Here is a 21,336-nt window from a genome sequence, read left to right on the forward strand (position 1 = left end):
CGGCGCTGCCGGAGCGGGCCGCGGTCCTGGGCGCGGACCGGGCGGCGCTGCTGCACGGCCTGGACGCGCTGGCCGAGGGCCGGCCCGCCGCCGCGGTGGTCCGGTCCGCCGTCACCGAGCACGACGGCACCGTCTTCGTCTTCCCGGGCCAGGGCTCGCAGTGGCTCGGGATGGGTGTCGAGCTGCTGGCGGAGTCGGAGATCTTCCGGGCCCGCATGGCGGAGTGCGCCGAGGCGCTGAAGCCCTTCGTCGACTGGGACCTCCTGGACGTCCTGCGGGGCGCGCCCGGCGCGCCGTCGCTGGACCGGATCGACGTCGTCCAGCCCGTGCTGTTCTCCGTCCTGGTGTCGCTGGCGGCGGTCTGGCGCTCCTACGGGGTGGAACCCTCGGCCGTGGTGGGGCACTCCCAGGGCGAGGTGGCGGCGGCCTGCGTGGCCGGTGTGCTGACGCTCCCGGACGCCGCCCGGCTGGCCGCGCTGCGCAGCCGGGCCCTGGCCCGACTGGCCGGACTCGGTGGGCTGGCCCCGGTGTTCCTGCCGGTGGAGCAGGTGCGCGAGCGCCTGCGGGCCTGGGAGGGCCGGCTCTCGGTGGCGGCCGTGAACGGGCCGGGCACCGTGGTGGTGTCGGGGGACCTCGACGCGCTGGGCGCCTTCGTGAAGGACTGCGAGGCGGACGGCGTCCGGGTCCGCCGGGTCCAGGCGGGCGTCGCCTCGCACGGGCCGCAGATCGATCTGGTCCGGGACGAGCTGGCCGGGGTACTGGCGCCGGTCGTGCCGGGCCCGGCCGCGATCCCGTTCTACTCCTCGGTCACCGGGCGGCTGATGGAGGGGCGGGAGCTGGACGCCGCCTACTGGTACGCCAATCTGCGCCAACCGGTGGAGTTCGAGGCCGCCACCCGGGCGCTGCTCGACGACGACCACCGGGTCTTCGTCGAGGTCAGCCCCCACCCGGTGCTGGCGGCGAGCATCCAGGACACCGTCGAGAGCGCGGAGGCCACGGCGACGGTGACGGGCACGCTGCGCCGTGACGAGGGCGGGCCGGAGCGCTTGCTGGCCTCGGTGGCCGGGCTCTGGGCCGCCGGAGTGCCGGTCGACTGGAGCGCCGCCACCGCCGGCGGCCGCCCGGTCGAACTGCCCACCTACGCCTTCCAGCGCCGCCGCTACTGGCTCGACGCCGAGCCGGAGGAGGAGCCGGAGCCGGGCGGCCGGCCGCTCGCGGACCAGCCGTTCTGGGCGGCCGTCGAGCAGGGCGACATCGAGGCCCTGGCCCGCGCGCTCGGCGCCGGACCGGACGGCGGGGCGGCCGTCGACGCCCTGGCGCCCGCCCTGCCGCTGCTCGCCGCCTGGCGGCAGCGGCAGCGGACGCTGTCCGTGGTGGACGGCTGGCGGTACGTCATCGACTGGCAGCCGCTGCGCGAGCCGTCCGGGCCGGCCCTGTCCGGCACCTGGCTGGTGGTGGCCCCGGCCGGTGACACCGGCGACCCGTGGGCCGCCGAGGCCGAACGCGCCCTCGCCGAGCACGGCGCCCGGGTGCTGCGGATCGCGCTCGACCCGGCCGCGGACCGCGCCGGGCTGGCCGACCGGCTGCGCGAACTCGCGGGCGGGCCGGAGCCCTTGGCGGGCGTGCTGTCGCTGCTGGCGCCGGCCGGGCAGCCGCACCCCGAGCACCCCGCGCTGTCGGTGGGCCTGGTGCTCACGCTGACCCTGGTGCAGGCGCTCGGTGACGCCGGTGTCGCGGCCCCGCTCTGGTGCGCGACGCGCGGCGCGGTCACGGTCGGCGCCGCCGACCCGCTCGACAGCCCCGGCCAGGCCGCCCTCTGGGGCCTGGGCCGGACGGTCGCCCTGGAGCACCCCGACCGCTGGGGCGGCCTGGTCGACCTGCCCGGGCAGCCGGACGACCGGGCGCGCGCCCGGCTGTGCGGCGTGCTCGCCGGGATCGCCGACGAGGACCAGGTGGCCGTCCGGGCCGGCGGCCTGTACGCGCGCCGGCTGGTCCGCGCGTCGGCCCCGGCCTCCGGGGCGGAGGTCGCAGCGGGAGCCGGGGCCGAGCCGGGGACGGCGGCCGAACCGGCCGGCTGGCGGCCGCGCGGCACCGTCCTCCTCACCGGCGCCACCGGGGCGGTCGGCCCCTATCTCGCCCGCTGGCTGGCCCGCAGCGGGGCCGAGCACCTGGTGCTCACCAGCCGCTCCGCCGCCGGCGGTCCGGCCACCGACGTGCTGCGGGCCGAACTCGCTGCCACCGGTACCAGGTTGACGGTCACCGCGTGCGACGTCGCGGACCGGTCCGCGCTCGCCGCGCTGGTGGCCCGGCTGGCGGCGGACGGCACGCCGGTGCGGGCCGTCGTGCACGCGGCCGCCTTCATCCGGCTGAGTTCGCTGGACGCCACCACCCCGGCGGAGTTCGCCGAGGTGGTCGCGGCCAAGGCGGACGGCGCCCGCCACCTCGACGAGATCTTCGACCGGGACGACCTGGACGCCTTCGTGCTCTTCTCGTCCGTCGCAGGGGTCTGGGGCAGCGGCGACCACGGCGCCTATGCGGTGGCCAACGCCTACCTGGACGCCCTCGCGCAGCAGCGCCGGGCCCGCGGGCTGCGGGCGACCTCGGTCGCCTGGGGGCTCTGGAACACCCCGGACCGCTGGGGCCCCGAGGGCCCGTCGAAGGAGGCCGAGCGCCGGCTGTTCCGGCAGGGGCTGCCGCTGATGGACCCCGAACCGGCCGTCGCCGCCCTCCAGCAGGTGCTGGACCGCGACGAGACCTTCGTCGCCCTGGTCGACGTGGCCTGGGACCGCTTCGTGCCGACCTTCGCCTCCGCCCGGCCGCGGCCACTCCTGGACGCCATCCCCGAGGCCCGCCGGGGCCGCCGGAGCGAGCAGCCGGAGCCCGGGCACGCGGCGGACGCGCTCGCCCGGTGGCGCGACCGCCTGGCGGGTCGCCCGGCGGCGGAGGCCGACCAGAAGCTGCTGGAACTGGTCGCCGGGACGGTGGCGGCGGTGCTGGGCCACGACTCGCCCGAGGCGATCGCGACCGGGCGGCCCTTCCGCGAACTCGGCTTCGAGTCGCTGGCCTCGGTCGACCTGCGCAACCGGCTGAACGCCGCGACCGGCCTGCGGCTGCCGACCACCGTGGTCTTCGACCACCCGACGGTCCGGGCGCTCGCCGACCGGCTGCGGACCGAGATCCTGGGTAAGTCGCCCCAGGTGGCCGAGCACCCGGCGCCCGCCGGTGCCGCGGCCGGGGACGACCCCGTCGCGATCGTGGCGATGAGCTGCCGGCTGCCGGGTGGCGTCCGGACGCCCGAGGACCTCTGGCAGCTGCTCGACGCCGGTACGGACGCCGTCTCCGGGCTGCCCACCGAGCGCGGCTGGGACCTCGCGGGCCTCTACCACCCGCAGCCCGGACGCCCCGACACCACCTGCACGCGGGAGGGCGGATTCCTGCACGACGCCGCCGAGTTCGACCCCGGGTTCTTCGACATCGGCCCGAGCGAGGCGCTGGCGATGGACCCGCAGCAGCGGCTGCTGCTGGAGGCCTCCTGGGAGGCCGTCGAGCGGGCCGGCATCGACCCGCACGCCCTGCGCGGCAGCCGCACCGGCGTCTACATCGGCTCCCGCTACCAGGGCTACGGCGCCCGGGCCGAGGTCACCGACGAGCTGTCGGCGCACCTCGGTCTCGGCGACGTGATCAGCATCCTCTCCGGCCGGGTCTCCTACACCCTCGGCCTGGAGGGCCCGGCGGTCACCGTCGACACGGCGTGCTCGTCCTCGATGGTCGCCCTGCACCTGGCCGCCCAGGCGCTGCGCCAGGGCGACTGCTCGCTCGCCCTGGCGGGCGGGGTCACCGTGATGTCCTACCCCTCCGAACTGGTCGGGCTGAGCCGGCTGGGCGAGCTGTCGGCGGACGGCCGCTGCAAGTCCTTCTCGGCGGAGGCCGACGGCATGGGGATGGCCGAGGGCGTCGCCGTCGTCCTGCTGGAGCGGCTGTCGGACGCCCGCCGGCACGGGCACCCGGTGCTGGCCCTGGTCCGCGGCTCGGCCGTCAACCAGGACGGCGCGAGCAACGGGCTCACCGCGCCCAACGGTTCGGCGCAGCGGCGGGTGATCCAGCAGGCCCTGGCCAACGCCGACCTGACGCCCGATCAGGTCGACGCGGTGGAGGCGCACGGTACCGGTACGGCGCTGGGCGATCCGATCGAGGCCACCGCGCTGCTGGCCGCCTACGGCGCCGGCCGCTCGCCCGAACGGCCGCTCTGGCTGGGCACCATGAAGTCCAACATCGGCCACACCCAGTCGGCGTCCGGCGTGGCCGGAGTGATCAAGATGGTGCTGGCCATGCGGCACGGCGTGCTGCCCAGGACCTTGCACGCGGACCGGCCGTCACCGCAGGTGGACTGGGAGGCCGGCGCGGTCCGGCTGCTGACGCGGGCGCGGTCCTGGCCGGAGACCGGTCGGCCCAGGCGGGCCGGGGTGTCCTCGTTCGGGATGAGCGGCACCAACACCCATGTCGTGCTGGAACACGTGGCCGAGGACGCCCCGGACGCCGGGGGCTCTCCGGCTCGGCAGCACGGGCCGCTGCCCTGGGCACTGTCGGGCCGCACCGCGGCCGGGCTGGCCGCCCAGGCGGCGCGCCTCGCCGCCTTCCTGGAGTCCGGGGCCGAGCCGTCCGCCCTGGACGTCGCCTTCTCGCTGGCCACCGGCCGGGCGGGCCTGGAGCACCGCGCGGTGGTGTTCGCCGCCGACCGGGAGGGGTTCCTCGGCGGGCTCAAGGCGGTGGCCGAGGGGGCGCCGGCCGAGAACGTGATCGACGGCCGGCCGGAGGCGGACACCGCGGCCCCGGCGACCGGGACGGCCGGCGAACTGGAGGCGCTCGCCCGGCGGTGGGTGCGCGGCCAGGACGTCGACTGGCGGACCGCCCTGCCGGGCGGGCGGCGGGTGGACCTGCCCACCTACGCCTTCCAGCGCGAGGCCTTCTGGCTGACGCGCTGACGCGCTGACCCCCCGGCACCCGCGCGGGGGGGGGGGGGGGGGGGGGGCCCCGCGGCCGCCCCCCCCCCGGGGGGGGGGGGGGGGGGGGGGGCGCCGCCCCCCCCCCCCCCCCCCCCCCCCCCGGGGGCGCGGCGGCCCGGCCCCCCCCCCCCCCCCCCCCCCCCCCGCGCGGTTCGGCTCAGGTGCGGGCGGCCGTCTGCCGCTCGGCCCAGCCGGCCAGCTCCTCGCGCCCGATCTTCGCGTTGTGCCGGATGTCGACCGGGAACCCCGGGTGCCGCAGGAACTCGCGCAGCCCGGCCGTCAGCGGCCGGTCGGCGCCGAGCCGGCGCAGCTCGGTCAGCAGCTCCGGCCACTGCTCCTCGGAGACGCCGTCCTCGGTCTCCACACACACCACCGGGCGCTGGGCCCCGGGGGCCCCGATGCCGACCAGCGCGCTGCGCCGGACCAGCGGGTGCGCGTTGAAGACCCCCTCGCAGCGGACGGTGTGCAGGTCGCCCTCGGCGGTGCGCACCCGCTGGGCCCGGCGCCCGCAGAACCAGAGGCGCCCGGCGTCGTCCAGGTAGCCCAGGTCACCGGTCCGGTGCCAGGTCCGCTCGGGACCGTCGGCGGGCCGCTCGCGGATCTTGTACTGGGCGTTGGCGTCCGCGGTGGCGTGGTAGCGCGGGCTGACCACGTCCCCCGCCACCACGATCTCGCCGATCTCCCCCGCGGGGACCGCCAGGTCGTCCTCCCAGTCCGGCAGCGGGCCGTCGTCGACCCGCACCAGCCGCACCAGCGTCCCGTCGACCGGCCGGCCGACGCAGGTGCCGTCGCCCAGCGCGCCCCGGGCCGCCGTCTCGCCCAGGATCTCGGTGGACTCGATCGAGGAGATCGGCATCGCCTCGGTGGCGCCGTAGGCGACGTGGATCCCGGTCCGCTCGTCCAGCACCCGGCGCAGCGAGGCGACCAGGTCGGGCGGGACGGGTGCGCCGGCGGACACCACGCCGCGCAGCTCGGGCAGCGGGACGCGCTCGCGCTCCAGGTGGGCGGCGAGGACGCGGAACAGCGCCGGGGAGCCGAACACGGTGGACACCCGGAACCGGGTCAGGGCCGCCGTCAGCAGCTCCGGGTCCGCCTGCGCCACCTTGGCCGGCGCGATCGGCGCCAGCACCATGGTCGAGCCGTAGATGAGGTCGAACAGCCCCCAGATCGGGACGGTGACCAGGGATATGTCGTCACGGTCGCGCCCGTGCGCGGCGTGCATCTGGCGGGCCGTCGCGGTGGCCATCCGGTGGACGCTCTCGACGCCCTTGGCGGCCCCGGTGCTCCCGGTGGTGAAGGCGATCATCATCAGGTCCTCGCCGGTCACCGGCCGGGCCGGCGCCGAGCCGGAGCCGCCGAGCAGCCCGTCCAGGGTGTGGCCGCCCCAGAACCAGCGCCGGCCCAGCGTCACCTTGATCCGGACGGTCGCGAAGGTGCGGCGGCCGAGCACTCGGACGGCGTGCGCGACCGAGGGCCCGACGAAGGCCTCCGCGCCCACCGCGCGGTAGCAGTTGAGCATGCGCTTGATGCCCATGCCCGGGTCCACCACCACCGGTACCGCGCCGATCCGCAGCAGCGCGAAGACGAGGATGTACAGATCCGGTCCGGGCTTGGGCATCAGGATGGTCCGCATGCCCGAGGTGATCCCGATCCGGCTGAACCCAGCCGCCAACTCCTCGACCCGGCGTTGCAGTTCGCCGTAGCTGAGCTCGCGGTAGCGGATCGCGCCGTCCGGCTCCCGGCCGTCGGGGTGAATGATCGCGGTCTTCTCGGGGGAGGTGCGGGCGTGCCGTTCCAGGTAGTCGGCGAGACCGGCCTCGGCCTCGAAGGGGTGCCGGGGTGCGACGGTCATCGGCGGGCCGCCCGTCCGGCGGTGGCCTCGACTCCGCGGTGGCGCCTGGCAGTCATCACTGGTTCTCACTCCTCGGGGTCCACACGAAGGCGCGCTCCCCGTAGCGCCGCCCTGACATGTCGCACCGGGCGGCACACGGTGCCCGTGCGGCAGTCGGTGCCGGTGGGCCTCGGACGACAGGAGTGACGCTACCGGCCGGGCGATCATCGCGGTCGAGAACCGTCAAAAAGGGTCGTGCGCGGTGCAGATGGACCGCCCGGCCCGGATCACAGGCCGCATGCGAAGCCAATGAGACGATACGTCTCGTCTTGACGAGAAGCCGGAACGGGGGCGATAGTGGAGCTATCAAACGAGACGAACCGTCTCGTCTCTCGCAAGTGGAGGAGTACCGGGTATGCGCACCTCAGCCGCAAGCACCGACCGGGTCTGGTTCATCACGGGCGCCAGCCGGGGCCTCGGCCGTGCCTTCGCGGACGCGGCACTCGCCGCGGGGGACCGGGTCGCGGTCGCCGCGCGAACCACCGGGCCGCTGGAGGAGCTGGCGGCCGCCCACCCCGGGCGGGTGCTGCCCCTCGGGCTGGACGTGACCGACCGCGGCGCCGTCTTCGCGGCGGTCGCCGAGGCCGTCGGCCACTTCGGCCGGCTCGACATCGTCGTCAACAACGCCGGGATGCTCTCGATGGGCATGGTCGAGGAGTTCGGCGAGGCCGAGGCCCGGGCCCACCTCGACGTCAACTTCTTCGGCGCGCTCTGGGTGAGCCAGGCGGTGCTGCCCGTGCTGCGCGGGCAGGGCTCCGGGCACCTGGTGCAGATCTCCAGCGTCGCCGCGCTGGGCGGATTCCCGAGCACCGGGCTCTACAGCGCCGGCAAGTTCGCGCTGGAGGGCCTGAGCGAGGCGATCGCGAGGGAGGTGGCGGGCTTCGGCGTGAAGGTGAGCATCGTGCAGCCCGGTGGCTACTGGACCGACCTCTACACGGCGATGCACAGCACCGACACCCTCGACGCCTACGACCCGCTCCGGGCCGAACTGGCGAAGCAGTTCGCCGAGGGCTCGGTCGACAGCGACCCGAAGCTCGCCGCCGAGGCGCTGCTCCGGCTCGTCGACAGCGACGAGCCTCCGCTGCGCCTGCTGCTGGGGAGCATGGTCTACGACCTGGCGTTCGACATCGCGCGGACCAGGATGGAGACCTGGGCCGGCTGGGAGGAGGTCAGCCGTGCGGCGGAGCGCGCGGTGCCCGCGCCCGGCCCGGCCGCCGGGGTGCGGTGACCGCCGGGGCGGCCGCCGGCGCGCGGCGTCAGGCGTCGGTCGGCAGGACCGGGGTGAGGCGGCGCGGTGGCGCCGTGCGCGGCTGGGCGGGGAGCGGGAGGGCGAGGGCGTCGCGGCTGCCGGCCGGCAGCGCCAGCGCGGCCGCGACCTCGGCGGGCAGGTCGCGCAGGCCGAGCAGTCCGGTGCAGAGCCGGGCGGTGGCACGGTGCCAGTCACCGGAGCGCCGGAGGAGGGCGTGACCGCTGCCGACCACGGTGTAGCCGCAGACCCCGGCCCCGGCCGAGCGGGCGCGGGCGGCGAAGGCGCGGGTGTCGGCCGGGCCGGTGACCTTGTCGCGGTCGCCGTGCAGCATCAGGACGCTCCGGCCGGCGAGCTGTTCGCACGGATCCTCCGCCGGGCACCAGGGCGCCAGCGCGACCACGCCGGTGACGTTCGGGTGGCCCGCCGCGCGCAGCGCCGCCCGGCCGCCCATCGAGTGGCCGACCAGCAGGGTCGGCACGTGCCCCAGCTCCTCGGCCAGGTCGCCGAGCGCGGCCCGGGTGTCCCGGGCGGCGTCGGCGCGCTCGCCGTTCCAGCCCTGGTGGCGGTAGCGGACGGTGCCGATCGCGACCCCGGCCCCCGCCGTCTCCCGGCGCAGGGCCCGGACGAAGCCGGTCATCCGCAGACCGGGCAGGTTGACCGGGCCGGGCCGGCCGAGGCCCTGCTCCCGGCCGCCGTGCAGGACCAGCACCGCGGCCACCGGGCGCTCGGGCAGCTCCCGCCAGACCAGCGCCCGGTGGCCGGTCGCACCGCTCTCGCGACCCGCCCGGACCGTGCTCCCCGTGTCGCCGCTCACCCTGTACCGTCCCGCCCCCGCCGTCCGTCCGTTGGACCGCCACTGTACGCGTCGACCCGCCGGCGCCGGGCCCGCCCGGGAGGATCGCCCCGGCCGCGCCCGTCCTCAGCGGGTGAGCAGGCCCTGCTCGCGCACCAGCCAGCAGATCGCGGTCAGCCGGTGCACCGCGAAGTCGTACCCCACCGGCTCCCGCCAGCCGATGTCGATCAGCGCGTCGACGAACTCCGCCGCGTACTGCGACAGCTCCGCGCGGTCCAGCGCCAGGGGCAGCAGCGCCGGGCCCTGCGCGTAGAGCAGCTCGCGCAGCTGGGCGACGTGCTGGTCGACCGCGGCGACGAAGCCGGGCTCGAAGGCGAACTCGGCCAGCCGCGGCGTGAAGGCGGCGACGATCCCGGGCAGCGGGCAGCCGGCCGGCTGGTCGGGGGAGTCGCGGTGGGACTCGTCGGGCGTGGCGAACATCCGTCCAAGGTAGGCGAGCGGCGGCGGGGGAGCGGCCGCGCGGGCTGAGACCTTGGCCACCCCGCCGCCCGCGGCCCGGCCGGTCCCGCCGCCCGCCCCGCCGGGTGGCCGAAAGCGCGGATCGCCCGGAAGCACGGGGCGATCTGCCCCAGAATGGACCGCATGGATCTTCGAATCTTCACCGAGCCCCAGCAGGGCGCGAGCTACGACACGCTGCTCCGGGTAGCGCGGACCACCGAGGAGCTCGGCGCCTTCAGCGCCTTCTTCCGCTCCGACCACTACCTCAAGATGGGCGGGGTGAGCGGCCTGCCCGGCCCGACCGACGCCTGGATCACGCTGGCCGGCCTCGCCCGCGACACCAGCACCATCCGCCTGGGCACCCTGATGACCGCCGCCACCTTCCGGCTGCCCGGGGTGCTCGCCATCCAGGTCGCCCAGGTCGACGCGATGAGCGGCGGCCGGGTCGAGTTCGGCCTCGGCGCCGGCTGGTTCGAGGAGGAGCACACCGCCTACGGCATCCCGTTCCCCAAGGAGAAGTTCGGGCGGCTGGAGGAGCAGCTGGCGATCATCACCGGCCTCTGGAACACCAAGGTCGGCGACACCTTCGACTTCGCCGGCGAGTACTACCGGCTGACCGAGTCGCCGGCGCTGCCCAAGCCCGCCCAGGAGAAGATCCCGGTGCTGGTCGGCGGCACGGGCCCCACCCGGACGCCGGCGCTGGCCGCCCGCTTCGCCGACGAGTTCAACCTGCCCTTCGTCTCGGTCGAGCAGAGCGCCGCCCAGTTCGGCCGGGTCCGGGCCGCCGTCGAGCGGGCCGGGCGCCAGGCCGACGACCTGGTGTACTCCAACGCCCTGGTCGCCTGCGTGGGCCGGGACGACGCCGAGGTGGCCCGCCGGGCCGCCGCGATCGGCCGCGACGTGGACGAGCTGAAGGCCAACGGCCTGGCCGGCACCCCCGACGAGGTGGTGGCGACGATCGGCCGCTACGCCGCCGTCGGCTCCGAGCGCTTCTACCTCCAGATCCTCGACCTGGACGACCTCGACCACCTGGAGCTGATCGCCTCCCGGGTCGCTCCGCAGCTGGGCTGACCCGCCCCGCGACCGTCCGGCTCCCCTGCCCGCCCCTGCCCACCTCCGCCCGCCTGCGCCGCCGGGCGGGGGCGGGCGGGCGGGGGCGGCGCGCTCTGCCCCGGGCAGCCGGGCCGAAACAGCCGGTACGAACGGCCGGGGCGAATGCGTCGGTTCCGAGGGCGTGGCGCGAGGGCGTTGTGCGGGAGGCGCCGCCGCGGCGCGGGAGGGCTCGGCCGTACCGGCGCTGACCACTAGTCTTTACTCTCTCTTGAAGGGGGAAGGTTTCTTCGGGAGGCGGAGGCCGGGGAGCCGGGGCCGCGGAGTCAGGGGGAGTGCCGGTGGTTGAGGTCGGGGTGTCCGGGGCCAAGGTGCCCGTACCGAGATCGGCGTGCGCCGCCGAGGTCCGCCCGGCCGCGGCGGTGCTGCGCCCGCGCGGCCTGCACGACCTGCGCCGGGGGCCCGGCGCGGCCGGGTGCCCCGAGGCGGGGGCCGCCGCGGTGCCCGCGCAGGCGCTGCACTACCGCGCCGACGACCTGCTGGTCGTGTCGGGCCTGCCGGGCAGCGGCAAGAGCACCCTGATGCGCCGCTGCGTCCGCGCCCCGCTGGTCGACTCCCAGCAGGTGCGGGAGGAGTACGCGGCCCGGGTCCCCGGCTGGCTGCCCTATGCCGCCTACCGCCCGCTGGTGCGGGCCGCGCACTACCGGCGGCTGCGCCGCGCCGTCCTGGCCGGCGGCCCGCTCGCGGTGCACGACTGCGGCACGCTGCCCTGGGTGCGGTACTGGCTGGGCCGCGCGGCCGCCCGGCAGGGGCGCCGGGTGCACCTGATCCTGCTGGACGCGAGCGCGGAGGAGGCCCGGGACGGCCAGCACGCCCGGGGCCAGCGCGTCTCCGCGTACGCCTTCGCCCGGCACCGCGAGTCCGCCCGGCGGCTGCGCGGGCGGCTGGCCGGGACGGGCGAGCCACCGGCGGGCTGTGCGTCGGCGGTGGTACTCGACCGGGCCGGTGCGCGCGCCGTGCGGGAGATCGTCTTCGTGGCGTCGTAGTCTCGGCGAGGCGGTGCGGGGCCGCCCACCCGACCGGTCCGGTCGGCCTTCCGAGGCCTGTCCGGCGGACGGAGCGTCAACTTTCGGACAACCCGGGGGCGTTGCCCCGACCGTGCGGCACCGGAAATGCTCCACCTGTGACCGGGGTCACTCGATCGGGCTTCCGGGTTATGTCCGATATGTCGTCAGAACTTTGCGGCCGGAAGAAACCTGACGCGTACACGCGGCCCTGCGTAGCCTAGGCTCGGCGGCCCCCCTCCGCCACCCCCCACAACTCCCCCTCAGGAGCGCAGATGCGTCGTTCTGCCCGCGTGCCCTCGCGTGTCCCCCGCAGATTCCTCAGCGCCGCAGCCCTCGTCACGGCCCTCGGGCTCACCCAGTTCGCCGCCCCCTCGGCGTTCTCCACCGCCGCCGCGCAGGCCCCCGGCGCGGTCGCCGCCCCGTGCGTCGGCGGGGAGAGCCAGGACGCCGGGGCCCGCAAGCCCGCCGGCAGCCCGGGCGGCCAGGAGCCCAACGCCGTCACCGAGGCCCAGGCCCACGCGATGGACGCGGACCTCAGCGCCCGGGTCGCCCAACTGGCCCACTCCTCCCAGGGCAGCGCGCTGCTCGCCCCGGGGACGCTCGCCGCCACCACGACCATCCCGGTGTACGTCCACGTGGTCCACGCCGGATCGACGGGCAAGCTGACCGCGACGGACATCAGCCGGCAGATCTCCGTCCTCAACGCCGCCTACGGCGGCCAGGGCGCGGGCAACACCGCCAGCCAGTTCCAGTTCCAGCTGACCGGCACCGACTACACCGACAACTCGTCCTGGTACAACGGCATCACCCCGGGCTCCTCGGCCGAACGGTCGATGAAGAGCTCGCTGCGCAAGGGCGGTGCCAACGCCCTCAACCTCTACACCGCCAAGCTCGGCCAGTCGCTGCTCGGCTGGGCGACCTTCCCCAGCTCCTACCGGTCGAACCCGAGCGACGACGGCGTGGTCATCCTCGACAGCTCGTTCCCCGGCGGCTCGGCCACCAACTACAACGAGGGCGACACCGTCACCCACGAGGTCGGCCACTGGCTCGGGCTGTACCACACCTTCCAGGGCGGTTGCGGCGGCCAGGGCGACTACGTCTCGGACACCCCGGCCGAGAAGACCGCCGCGTACCAGTGCCCGGCCGGCCGCGACACCTGCACGGCCACCGGCGTCGACCCGATCCACAACTTCATGGACTACACCTACGACTCCTGCATGACCCAGTTCACCCCCGGCCAGGTCGCCAGGATGTCCAACTCCTGGGCTGCCTATCGGGCCTGACGGGCCGTCCGTCCAGAGACCCTGGCGGGTGCGCGGGCAACGGGGCCCGCGCACCCGCCAGTACCAGTCTCCGTCCCCGGGCCGCCCGTCCACCGGACCCGCGGGCGCGTCACGCTTCTTCGGTCTCGGGGCGGCACCGCACAGGGTTCGAAAGTGTTCGACGTCTTCGGCGTGGCAATTAGCGGCCATATGCCCGTATTAATCTATGTTTGCCTGGTCAGCGGCAGGTGAAGCCGAGATAGTCGAACAAGGAGCAGCGGCATGGCCGACAGCGCGGAACCCCTGATCGTCGTCGGCGTGGACGGCTCGCCCGCCTCGGAGCGGGCGCTGCGCTGGGCGATCGACTACGCCAGGCTGGCCGGCGGCGGCGTCCGGGCGATCGCCGCCTGGGAGTACCCGGCGTTCTACGGCTGGGCCGGGCTCGCGATGCCCCCGGCCGAGGGCTTCAACCCCGAGGAACTGGCCGGGCGGACGCTCTCCGAGACGGTCGCCAAGGTCGCCGGGGCCGACGCCGGGGTCCGGATCGCCGAGACGGTGATGCCCGGCAACGCCGCGCAGGCCCTGCTGGAGGCGGCCCAGGGCGCCGCCCTGCTGGTGGTCGGCAGCCGGGGCCTCGGCGGATTCTCCGGCGCCCTGCTCGGATCCGTCAGCCGCCACCTCACCGAACACGCCCCCTGCCCGGTCGTCGTGGTGCGCGAGAAGTAGGCCCCGCCGACCGTGTCGGCGCCGGTGGGCGGGGGAGGATGGGGGCATGCCTGAAGGTGACTCCGTCTACCGTGTGGCGGCCCGGTTGCACGAGGAACTGGCCGGCCGGGTGCTGACCGCGGCCGATCTGCGGGTGCCCGCGCACGCCACCGCCGATCTGACCGGGCGGCGGGTGCTGGAGGTCGCCCCGCGCGGCAAGCACCTGCTGACCCGGCTCGACGGCGGCCTCACCCTCCACACCCATCTGCGGATGGACGGCCGCTGGGCGGTCTACCGCCCCGGCGAGCGATGGTCGGGCGGACCCGCCTGGCAGATCCGGGCCGTCCTCGGCACCGAGCACAGCACGGCGGTCGGCTACCGGCTGCCCGTCGTCGAGCTGCTGCGCACCGCCGAGGAGGAGCGGGTCGTCGGCCACCTCGGGCCCGACCTGCTCGGCCCCGACTGGGACGCGGGCGAGGCCGTCCGCCGGCTCCTGGCCCAGCCCGGTCGGCCGCTCGCCGAGGCGCTGCTCGACCAGCGCAACCTGGCCGGCATCGGCAACGTCTACGCCAATGAGCTCTGCTTCCTCGCCGGGGTCACCCCGTGGACGCCGGTCGGCGAACTCCCGCGCCCCGAAAGGCTGGTGGAGCGCTCCCAGCAGATCCTCGACGCCAACCGGCTGCGCCCCGGGCACGTCACCACCGGCGACACCCGGCCGGGCCTCCGGCACTGGGTGTACGGCCGGGCCGGGCGGCCGTGCGCGCGCTGCGGCACGGTCGTCCGGACGGCGACCCAGGGCACGCCGCCGCAGGAGCGGGTGGCGTTCTGGTGCCCGCACTGCCAGCGCGGGCCGGCCCCCGGGACGCGGACCGCTACTCGACCAGGGCCGGGTGGCGCGGGTCGTCGACCCGGACGGTGAGGTCGGCCGCCTCGGCGGGGACGGTCTCGGCCGCGTAGCGGGCGAACGCGGGCAGCGTCCACTGCTCCTGGGCCGGTGTGCGGCGGGCCAGCGCGGCCGGGGTGAGCGCCAGATGGACGGTCAGCTCCAGCGGCAGCCAGCGGCCGAGCAGCAGCGCGCCGTCCAGCAGCAGCACGCCGCCGGGCGGCAGCGGCGTGTACGGCGCGCGGGTCGCCCGGTCGGTGACCGGGTCGCGCAGCGACGGCAGGACGAGGCCGGTGCCGCCGGGCTCCAGCGGGTCCAGCACCTCGCGCAGCAGGGCGCCGTCGTCCAGCCAGAGGTCGTGGTAGGCGTCCGGGTCCTGCTTGCCGTACTCCAGCCGGACCGAGGCCGGGCGGAGGAAGGCGGCCGCCGACACCCGCAGGGTGGGGCGGCCGCGCTCCCGCAGCGGCTCCACCAGCGCGTCGGCGAGTGCGTCGGGCCGGGCGGCCGGGGCGCCGTCCACGGCGACCCGCAGCCACCGCTCACCGGCTCCGGGCAGGGCGGTGACGCGGTCGGCGAGGCGCTCGGCGAGCCGGTCGGGCGAGATCGGGTGTACCTGCACGCCGCCATCCTCCTCCGTCGCCGGGGCGGCGGCGGGACCGGGGCCGCGCAGCGGTGACCGGGGGTCAGGCGAGCGGGAGCGCGTGCAGGACGTCGTCGTGGCCGGCGTACAGGCGGGTCGCGTCGTGGGAGAGCGACCAGACGTCCACTCCGGGGCCGGAGTCGCGGAAGGTCCAGCGCTCCTCGCCGGTGGCGGCGTCCAGGGCGCGGACGCCCGCGGCGGCCGGACCGGGCACGTAGAGGACCGGTCCGGCGAGCAGCGGGCTGCTGCGGCGGTCCAGCCGGAACGGCAGGCGGTGCTCCCAGACCTGGGCCCCGGTGTCCGCGGCGTGGGCGGTGACCAGGCCGTTGTCGCGGAACAGGTGGACCAGGGCGCCACCGGCGACCGGCGGCAGCAGCCGCCACTCGTCGGCCGGCCCCGGGACGACCGACCAGTGCGGGCCGCCGTCCGCCACCCGCAGGGCCCGCAGCCCGGCCGGGCCCTGCGGGGCGTAGACGTGCTCCGGGTCGGTGACCGCCCAGCCCGTGCCCCTGTCGGTGGGCACCGTCCAGAGCCGCTTGCCGGTGGCGGCCTCCAGCAGGCGCAGGCCGCCGGCCGAGCCGTCGAAGGCCGGCACCCGGCCCCCGGCCGCGGTGAGCGGGGAGAGCGGCCGCTCCCCCTCGGACGGACGGGACCAGAGCACCCGGCGGTCCGTGACGTGCACCGCGAAGAGCCGGCCGTCCCCGGTGAACGGCCGGGGCTGGACTTCGCCGTACACGACGTCGCCGGCGCAGCCGAACAGCGTGACGGTGCCGTTGCCCAGCTCCTCCGGCAGCGGCAGGCTCCACTCGGCGGCCGGGTCGGTGAGGTGGTGGCTGTCGAGGTGGCCGTTGGAGGTGGTGAACACCCGGTCGGGGCCGACCACCACATGGGCGCCCGGCTGCTGCACGTCGTTCGGCCAGTCCGCCTTGGCCGCGGCGAACGACAGCAGCCGCAGCGGCCTGCCGTCGGCCGGGTCGAGCACCTGGAGCCCCTCGCGGGTGAGGAAGACGGGGACGGCCGGGCGGCCGGTCAGCCGCTCGGCCGCCATCGCCTCCCGGCCCCGGTACGTCCAGAGCGGCTGCGGTCCGGCGACGCGGGTCGGCAGCGGCCGGGGCGGAGCGGGCGCCGGTTCGTCCGCCGAGCGGGCGAACGCCCAGACCGCGGCGCCCGCCGCGAGCACCCCGGCGCCGGCCAGCAGCCGCCGCCGGGTCAGCCGCGGCCCGCCGCCCGCCTCGGAGCCGCCGCTCAGCACGTCGGCCGGTTCGGCCGGCCGGTCGCCGCTCTCGCCGTCCCACTGCCAGGCGGCGCCGGCCTCCTCGGTCTGCGCCGTTCGGGCACGGTCGGACGGTGCCGGCTGCATGGACGTACTCGTTTCCCCGGGGCAGCCGCTGCGCTGCGCTGTCCGAGTGAGGATATCGAAGCGCGTCCGGACGGTTCGCGGGCGGCCGGTGCCGGGGGCGGTGCCCGGCCACCCGGACGAGGGCCGCCGGCCCCGGCGGGCCGCCTCAGCTGCCCTGGTCGGCCAGCTCGGCGAGCACCTGGGCGTGGCAGGCGAGCGGGACGCACCAGCAGCCGAGCCGGCGGCCGCGCAGCTCCGGCAGCAGGGCGAGCAGGTCCGGCCGGTCCAGCAGGTAGGCGCGGTACTCGGCGAGCATCCGCTCCCGGCTGAGGTCCGGTCCGGGCCGGTAGGGGCAGTGCAGCGGCGACTCGTCGAGGTGCCAGCCGCCGCGGTGCATCGCCCGCCCGACGTAGACGACGTCGGCGTAGTCGGGATCGTCGCGATGGCCCTTGAGGTTGACCACGGTGGTGCGGCCCGGATCGGTCGGCATGGTGACCATGCTGGCGCGGTCCGGCCCGGGCGGCACGCGGGGCTCGCCTTGACAGTCCCTTGACCCGGGCGTAGCAAGAGAAGATGCGCCAGGGTGTGCCGGCGGACCGGCCCGGTCCGCATGTGACCGGCGGGACTCGGGCGACGCGACCCGACGCGCGCCGCCCCCGGGAGCGCGATGCCGTGGCCGGGGCGACGCACGAGCGGGACGCGCTGCTCGCGACCGCCGTCCGCAGGGTGCTCGCCGAGACCGACGCGTACGGCGGGATGGTCTACCTGCGGGCCCGGGACCGGCGCTCACTGGTGCTCTGCACCATCGCGGGCGTGCCGCTGTCGATCATCGCCCAGTACCGGCGGATCGCCGCGGCCGGGCCGATGCCGGTGGCGGTCAGCTTCCGCACCGGCCGGGTGATCGCGCTGGCCGATACCGAGGACACCATGCGGCGCTTCCCGCAGATGGCCGTCGGCATGCCCTACGACTTCGCCTCCGCCTGCGTGCCCGTCAAGGCGGGCAAGGAGACGTACGGGGTGATCAGCGTGCTCTGGGCCGCCTCGGACGAAGGCGTGCCGGCGGGCGCGCAGCGGCACCTGCGGTCGGTGGCCGACGGGCTGGCCGCCGCGCTGGCGGCGCTGGACGGGAACGGGCGGCTGATCGAACCCAATGGCGAGACCGCCGTGGTCGAGCTGGCGCCACCGTCTCCGCCGACCACCAGGGTCGGCCTGTTCGACTGGAACCTGGCCACCGGGGCGCTCGCCGTCGACGAGCCGTTCTGCGAGATCTTCGGGATGTCGCCCGCCGAATTCGACGGCCGGGCGGCCACCCTGACCACCCGGATCGCCCCCGGCGACCTGCCGGAGTTCCGGGCCGCCGCCCGGGCCGCGCTGGACGAGGGCCGGATGCTGGCCGCCCGGGTCCGGGCGCTCGACCACGACGGCCACCCCTATCCGGTCGAGTTCTGGGGCAGGGTGCCCGAGACGGCCGGGCCGGACGGCCGCACCCACCTGGTCGGCGCCGTGCTGGACACCCGGACCGGCACCGCCGCGGCCGAAGCCGTCGAGCGGCTGCGCGACGGCGTCTTCTCGCTGGACCCGGACGGCCGGATCACCTACGCCAACCGCAGCGTCGAGCTGCTGCTGCACGCCCGCCGCGAGGACCTGGTCGGCCACCATCCGTGGGACGTGCTGCCCTGGCTCTCCGACCCGGTCTACGAGAACCGCTACCGCGCCGCGATGGTCTCCCAGCAGCCCACCGCCTTCCTCGCGGCCCGCCCGCCGGACGGCTGGCTGGCGTTCTCGCTCTACCCGGACACCCACGGCGTCACCGGTCGGGTGGTCGCCGCCGAGCCGCCCTCCGGCGCGCCGGAGCCGCCGGCCGAACCCCCGCCCGGCGCCCGGACCAGCGTCGGGGCTATGTACCACCTGCTCCAGCTGGCCAGCGCGCTGAGCGAGGCCGTCACCGTCCGGGAGGTCTGCCGGGCCGTCGCCGACCAGATCCTGCCGGCCTTCGGCGGCCAGGAGCTCGCCATCTACACCGTCCGCGACAAGCGCCTCCACCTGGTCTCCCAGAGCGGCTACCCGGACGGCTTCCTGGACCGCTTCGAGGGCACCCCGGTCGGCGCCCGGGTGCCCGGCGCCGAGGCGCTCAGCTCCGGCACACCGATCTTCTTCGAGTCCGTCCACGAACTCGCCGCCGCCTACCCCGGCATCGCCCTGGACGAGATGCGCGCCTGGGCGTTCCTCCCGCTGATCGCCTCCGGCCACCCGGTCGGCAGCTGCATCATCGGCTTCGACGAGTCCCGCTCCTTCACCCTGGAGGAACGCGGGCTGCTCACCGCCCTCGGCGGCTTCATCGCCCAGGCCCTGGAGCGGGCCCGGCTCTACGACGCCGAGTTCGCCCTCGCCCGCGGCCTCCAGCAGGCCCTGCTGCCGCACCGGCTGCCGCGCCTGGAGAACGTCCGGATCACCGCCCGCTACCTGCCCGGCACCCAGGGGATGGAGATCGGCGGCGACTGGTACGACGCCATCGTCACCGGCCACGACCTCAACCTGGTGATCGGCGACGTCGAGGGCCACAGCGTCGGCGCCGCCGCCACCATGGGTCAGCTGCGCAGCGCGGTCCGGGCCTTCGCCGCCAGCGGCCACCCGCCGGACCAGGTGCTCGCGCAGACCAACCGGCTGCTGCTCGATCTTGACCCCGGGCTGCTCGCCAGCTGCTGCCTGATCCGGCTCACCCCCGCCGACGGCACCGCCAGGATCGCCCGGGCCGGCCACCTCCCGCCGGTGCTGCGCCACCCGGACGGCAGCACCGAGGCGCTGTACGTGGCGGGCGGGCCGCTGCTCGGCGTCGACCACTGGGCCGAGTACCCGGTGAGCGAGTTCCGGATGGCGCCGGGCTCGCTGCTCGCGCTCTACACGGACGGGCTGGTCGAGGACCCCGCGGTGGAGATCGACCACGGCGTGGACCGGCTGCGCGACGCCCTCACCGGACCGGCCGGCGCGGCCGGCGACGCGGAGGACGGACTGGAACGGCTGGCGGAGCGACTGCTGCAGGAGGTCGGCTCCACCGACCGGGTGGACGACGTGGCGCTGATGCTCACCGCCTACGGGTGAGCCGGCCGCAGCCGCCGACGGAGCCCGCGACTTCCGTCGGGCCCGCGACTTTCGTCGGGGCGGGCAACGACGAACGGTGGCGGTGCCCGGGCGGGCCGCTTCGCTAACCTCGCGGCGTGGACGCGATAGCGAAGGCCTGGTCGAGGGCGGTACGAGCGGCGCTGCCCGGGCCCTGGCGGCCCTGGACGGTGGCCCGGGAGGCCGTCGGCGCGCTGCTGGTGGGCGCGCTCGCGGCGCTGATCGAAGTGGTCTCCCACACCTGCCTCTGGCCGGTCGTCGGCCTCGGGGCGGCCGTGCTCTTCCTGCTCCGGCGCGCCCTGCCCTCGACCGTGCTGCTGCTCGCGGCCGGCGCCTGCGGCTGGTTCGGCGGGACACTGCCGCTGCTGGTCTTCGCCGGCTGGTCGGCCGGCGCCCGGGTGAGGCGGGTCGGTGTGCTGGCCGGCTCGTTCGCCGGTGCCTTCCTGCTGACGACGGCCGTCAGCGTAGTGAAGGAGGCCGGGGCGACGCCGATCAAGCTGACGATCGGGCTCTCGCTGGGCGGGTTCCTGCTGATCGCCGTGCTGCCCGCGCTCTGGGGCCGCTACCGGGCCCAGCGCCGGGCACTGCTGGACGCTCTGCGCGAGCGCAACGAGCAGCTGCTGCGCGAGCGTGCCATGGTGGCGCACCAGGCCAGGCTGCGCGAGCGGCACCGGATAGCCCAGGACATGCACGACAGCCTGGGCCACCAGCTCGCCCTGATCTCCGTCCACTCCGGCGCGCTGGAGGTCGACCGCACCCTGTCCGACCGGCAGCGGGAGGCGGTCGGGGTGCTGCGGCTGGCCGCCGTCACCGCGATGCGCGAGCTGCGCGAGGTGGTCGGCGTGCTGCACGACGAGTCGAGCGCCCGGGAGCCGGCCCCGGTCGGCGGGCCGGCCGGCGCCACCGTGCGCACCGGTGGCACGGAGGGCATCGAGAAGCTGGTCGAGTCCTCCCGGGCGGCCGGGACGACGGTCTCCTTCGGCGAGGACGGCGAGCGCCGACCCGCGGCCGCCAGCGTCGGCCAGGCCGCGTACCGGATCGTCCAGGAGGCGCTCACCAACGCGCACAAGCACGCCCCCGGCGCGCCCATCTCGGTGGCGCTGCGCTACGAGCCGGACGCCCTGGTGGTCGAGGTGGCCAACCCCCGCGCCCCGGAGCCGGCCGAAGTGCCGGCGGGTGGCCGGGTCGCGCCGGTCAGCGGCGGTCAGGGGCTGACCGGACTGCGTGAGCGGGCCCGGCTGGTCGGCGGGATGGTGCACGCCGGGCCGACCGCCGAGGCCGGGTTCCGGCTCGCCGCGGTGCTCCCCTACGAGGGGGCCGGCGGCGATCCGGCCGCCGCCCCGGGCGCGGCCGGGGCGGAGGAGGCCTGGGTGCGGGACGTGCTGCCGGAGGTCGGGAGCGGGTCCGGCGACCGGCGGCGGCGCAGCCCGGCGATCGGCTGCGCGGTCGGCGGGGTGGTGGTGCTGCTCACCGTGCTCGGCCTGCTGGTCTGGGGTGTGATGGCCTTCATCGGCGCCGCGGGCGACGCGACCGTGCCGCGCGGGCTGTACGACTCGCTCCAGGAGGGCACTCCCGAGGCCGAGGTGGGGGGCCGCCTCCCGATCGGCAACAGCCTCTTCACCCAGGACTACGAGGGCAGCGGCCCGACCCCGCCGGCCGGTTCCTCCTGCCGCTACTTCGTCTACGGGACCACGGGCGGCCTGGGGAGCGAGGAGGAGGTGGCGCGGTTCTGCTTCAAGGACGGCGTGCTGCTGGAGAAGCAGCACTACCCGGCCCGGTCCTGACGCCTCGCCACCGGGGCCGCCCGGGCCGGTGACCGGTCGGCCCGCGAGATGTGAG

Annotated in this window: 15 protein-coding genes; 9 read left to right on the forward strand and 6 right to left on the reverse strand. The window is 76.3% G+C overall.

The features are described 5' to 3' along the window. On the forward strand, nt 1-4,982 hold a 4,982-nt coding region (locus ACIF6L_RS35820), incomplete at its 5' end, for an SDR family oxidoreductase (protein ID WP_396492650.1). 178 nt (nt 4,983-5,160) lie between these two features. Here ACIF6L_RS35820 and ACIF6L_RS35825 read toward each other — a convergent pair. Further along, nucleotides 5,161-6,855: a fatty acid CoA ligase family protein gene (locus ACIF6L_RS35825; RefSeq protein WP_396490784.1), complete on the reverse strand. Its 1,695-nt coding sequence runs from the start codon at nt 6,853-6,855 to the stop codon at nt 5,161-5,163. A gap of 394 nt (nt 6,856-7,249) precedes the next feature. Between ACIF6L_RS35825 and ACIF6L_RS35830 the strand changes: the two genes are divergently transcribed. After that, complete coding sequence (locus tag ACIF6L_RS35830) at nt 7,250-8,122, forward strand: SDR family NAD(P)-dependent oxidoreductase (RefSeq protein ID WP_359837311.1); 873 nt, start codon at nt 7,250-7,252, stop codon at nt 8,120-8,122. 28 nt (nt 8,123-8,150) lie between these two features. Here ACIF6L_RS35830 and ACIF6L_RS35835 read toward each other — a convergent pair whose 3' ends face one another. Next, entirely contained in the window at nt 8,151-8,957 is an 807-nt protein-coding gene (locus ACIF6L_RS35835; protein ID WP_396490783.1) for an alpha/beta hydrolase, read from the reverse strand. A gap of 105 nt (nt 8,958-9,062) precedes the next feature. Beyond that, nucleotides 9,063-9,416 carry a DUF6401 family natural product biosynthesis protein gene (locus ACIF6L_RS35840; protein ID WP_396490782.1) on the reverse strand — a complete coding sequence of 118 codons (354 nt, stop codon included), beginning with the start codon at nt 9,414-9,416 and terminating at the stop codon, nt 9,063-9,065. A 162-nt stretch (nt 9,417-9,578) separates the two neighbouring features. Between ACIF6L_RS35840 and ACIF6L_RS35845 the strand changes: the two genes are divergently transcribed. The 5 genes from ACIF6L_RS35845 to ACIF6L_RS35865 all read left to right on the forward strand — a co-directional run bounded on the left by ACIF6L_RS35845 (nt 9,579) and on the right by ACIF6L_RS35865 (nt 14,437). Then, complete coding sequence (locus tag ACIF6L_RS35845) at nt 9,579-10,505, forward strand: LLM class F420-dependent oxidoreductase (protein WP_329491098.1); 927 nt, start codon at nt 9,579-9,581, stop codon at nt 10,503-10,505. A 320-nt stretch (nt 10,506-10,825) separates the two neighbouring features. Beyond that, on the forward strand, nt 10,826-11,530 hold the full coding sequence (locus ACIF6L_RS35850) for an AAA family ATPase (RefSeq protein WP_352293803.1): 705 nt from the start codon (nt 10,826-10,828) through the stop codon (nt 11,528-11,530). A gap of 293 nt (nt 11,531-11,823) precedes the next feature. Beyond that, entirely contained in the window at nt 11,824-12,834 is a 1,011-nt protein-coding gene (locus ACIF6L_RS35855; RefSeq protein WP_396490781.1) for a zinc metalloprotease, read from the forward strand. 261 nt (nt 12,835-13,095) lie between these two features. Next, nucleotides 13,096-13,539, forward strand: a complete 444-nt coding sequence (locus ACIF6L_RS35860; protein ID WP_329491101.1) for a universal stress protein — start codon at nt 13,096-13,098, stop codon at nt 13,537-13,539. 46 nt (nt 13,540-13,585) lie between these two features. Then, nucleotides 13,586-14,437 (forward strand): DNA-formamidopyrimidine glycosylase family protein, encoded by an 852-nt coding sequence (locus ACIF6L_RS35865; RefSeq protein ID WP_396490780.1) that lies wholly within the window; start codon nt 13,586-13,588, stop codon nt 14,435-14,437. On the opposite strand, the gene ACIF6L_RS35870 is transcribed toward ACIF6L_RS35865, so the two are convergent. The 3 genes from ACIF6L_RS35870 to ACIF6L_RS35880 form a co-directional block, all read right to left on the reverse strand. Then, nucleotides 14,391-15,020 (reverse strand): uridine kinase, encoded by a 630-nt coding sequence (locus ACIF6L_RS35870; RefSeq protein WP_329491103.1) that lies wholly within the window; start codon nt 15,018-15,020, stop codon nt 14,391-14,393. The two genes, ACIF6L_RS35865 and ACIF6L_RS35870, sit on opposite strands and share 47 nt — an antisense overlap. A gap of 64 nt (nt 15,021-15,084) precedes the next feature. Next, nucleotides 15,085-16,401 carry a PQQ-binding-like beta-propeller repeat protein gene (locus tag ACIF6L_RS35875; RefSeq protein ID WP_396490779.1) on the reverse strand — a complete coding sequence of 439 codons (1,317 nt, stop codon included), beginning with the start codon at nt 16,399-16,401 and terminating at the stop codon, nt 15,085-15,087. A 145-nt stretch (nt 16,402-16,546) separates the two neighbouring features. Then, entirely contained in the window at nt 16,547-16,870 is a 324-nt protein-coding gene (locus tag ACIF6L_RS35880) for a DUF4326 domain-containing protein (RefSeq protein WP_396490778.1), read from the reverse strand. Nucleotides 16,871-17,052: 182 nt separating this feature from the next. Between ACIF6L_RS35880 and ACIF6L_RS35885 the strand changes: the two genes are divergently transcribed. Both ACIF6L_RS35885 and ACIF6L_RS35890 read left to right on the forward strand, forming a co-directional pair. Further along, nucleotides 17,053-19,479: a SpoIIE family protein phosphatase gene (locus tag ACIF6L_RS35885; protein WP_396490777.1), complete on the forward strand. Its 2,427-nt coding sequence runs from the start codon at nt 17,053-17,055 to the stop codon at nt 19,477-19,479. A gap of 116 nt (nt 19,480-19,595) precedes the next feature. Next, complete coding sequence (locus tag ACIF6L_RS35890; protein WP_396490776.1) at nt 19,596-21,281, forward strand: histidine kinase; 1,686 nt, start codon at nt 19,596-19,598, stop codon at nt 21,279-21,281. The last annotated feature ends 55 nt before the right edge of the window (nt 21,282-21,336 follow it).

This window comes from Kitasatospora sp. NPDC086009, assembly GCF_044540385.1.
In the GTDB taxonomy this organism is placed as follows: domain Bacteria; phylum Actinomycetota; class Actinomycetes; order Streptomycetales; family Streptomycetaceae; genus Kitasatospora.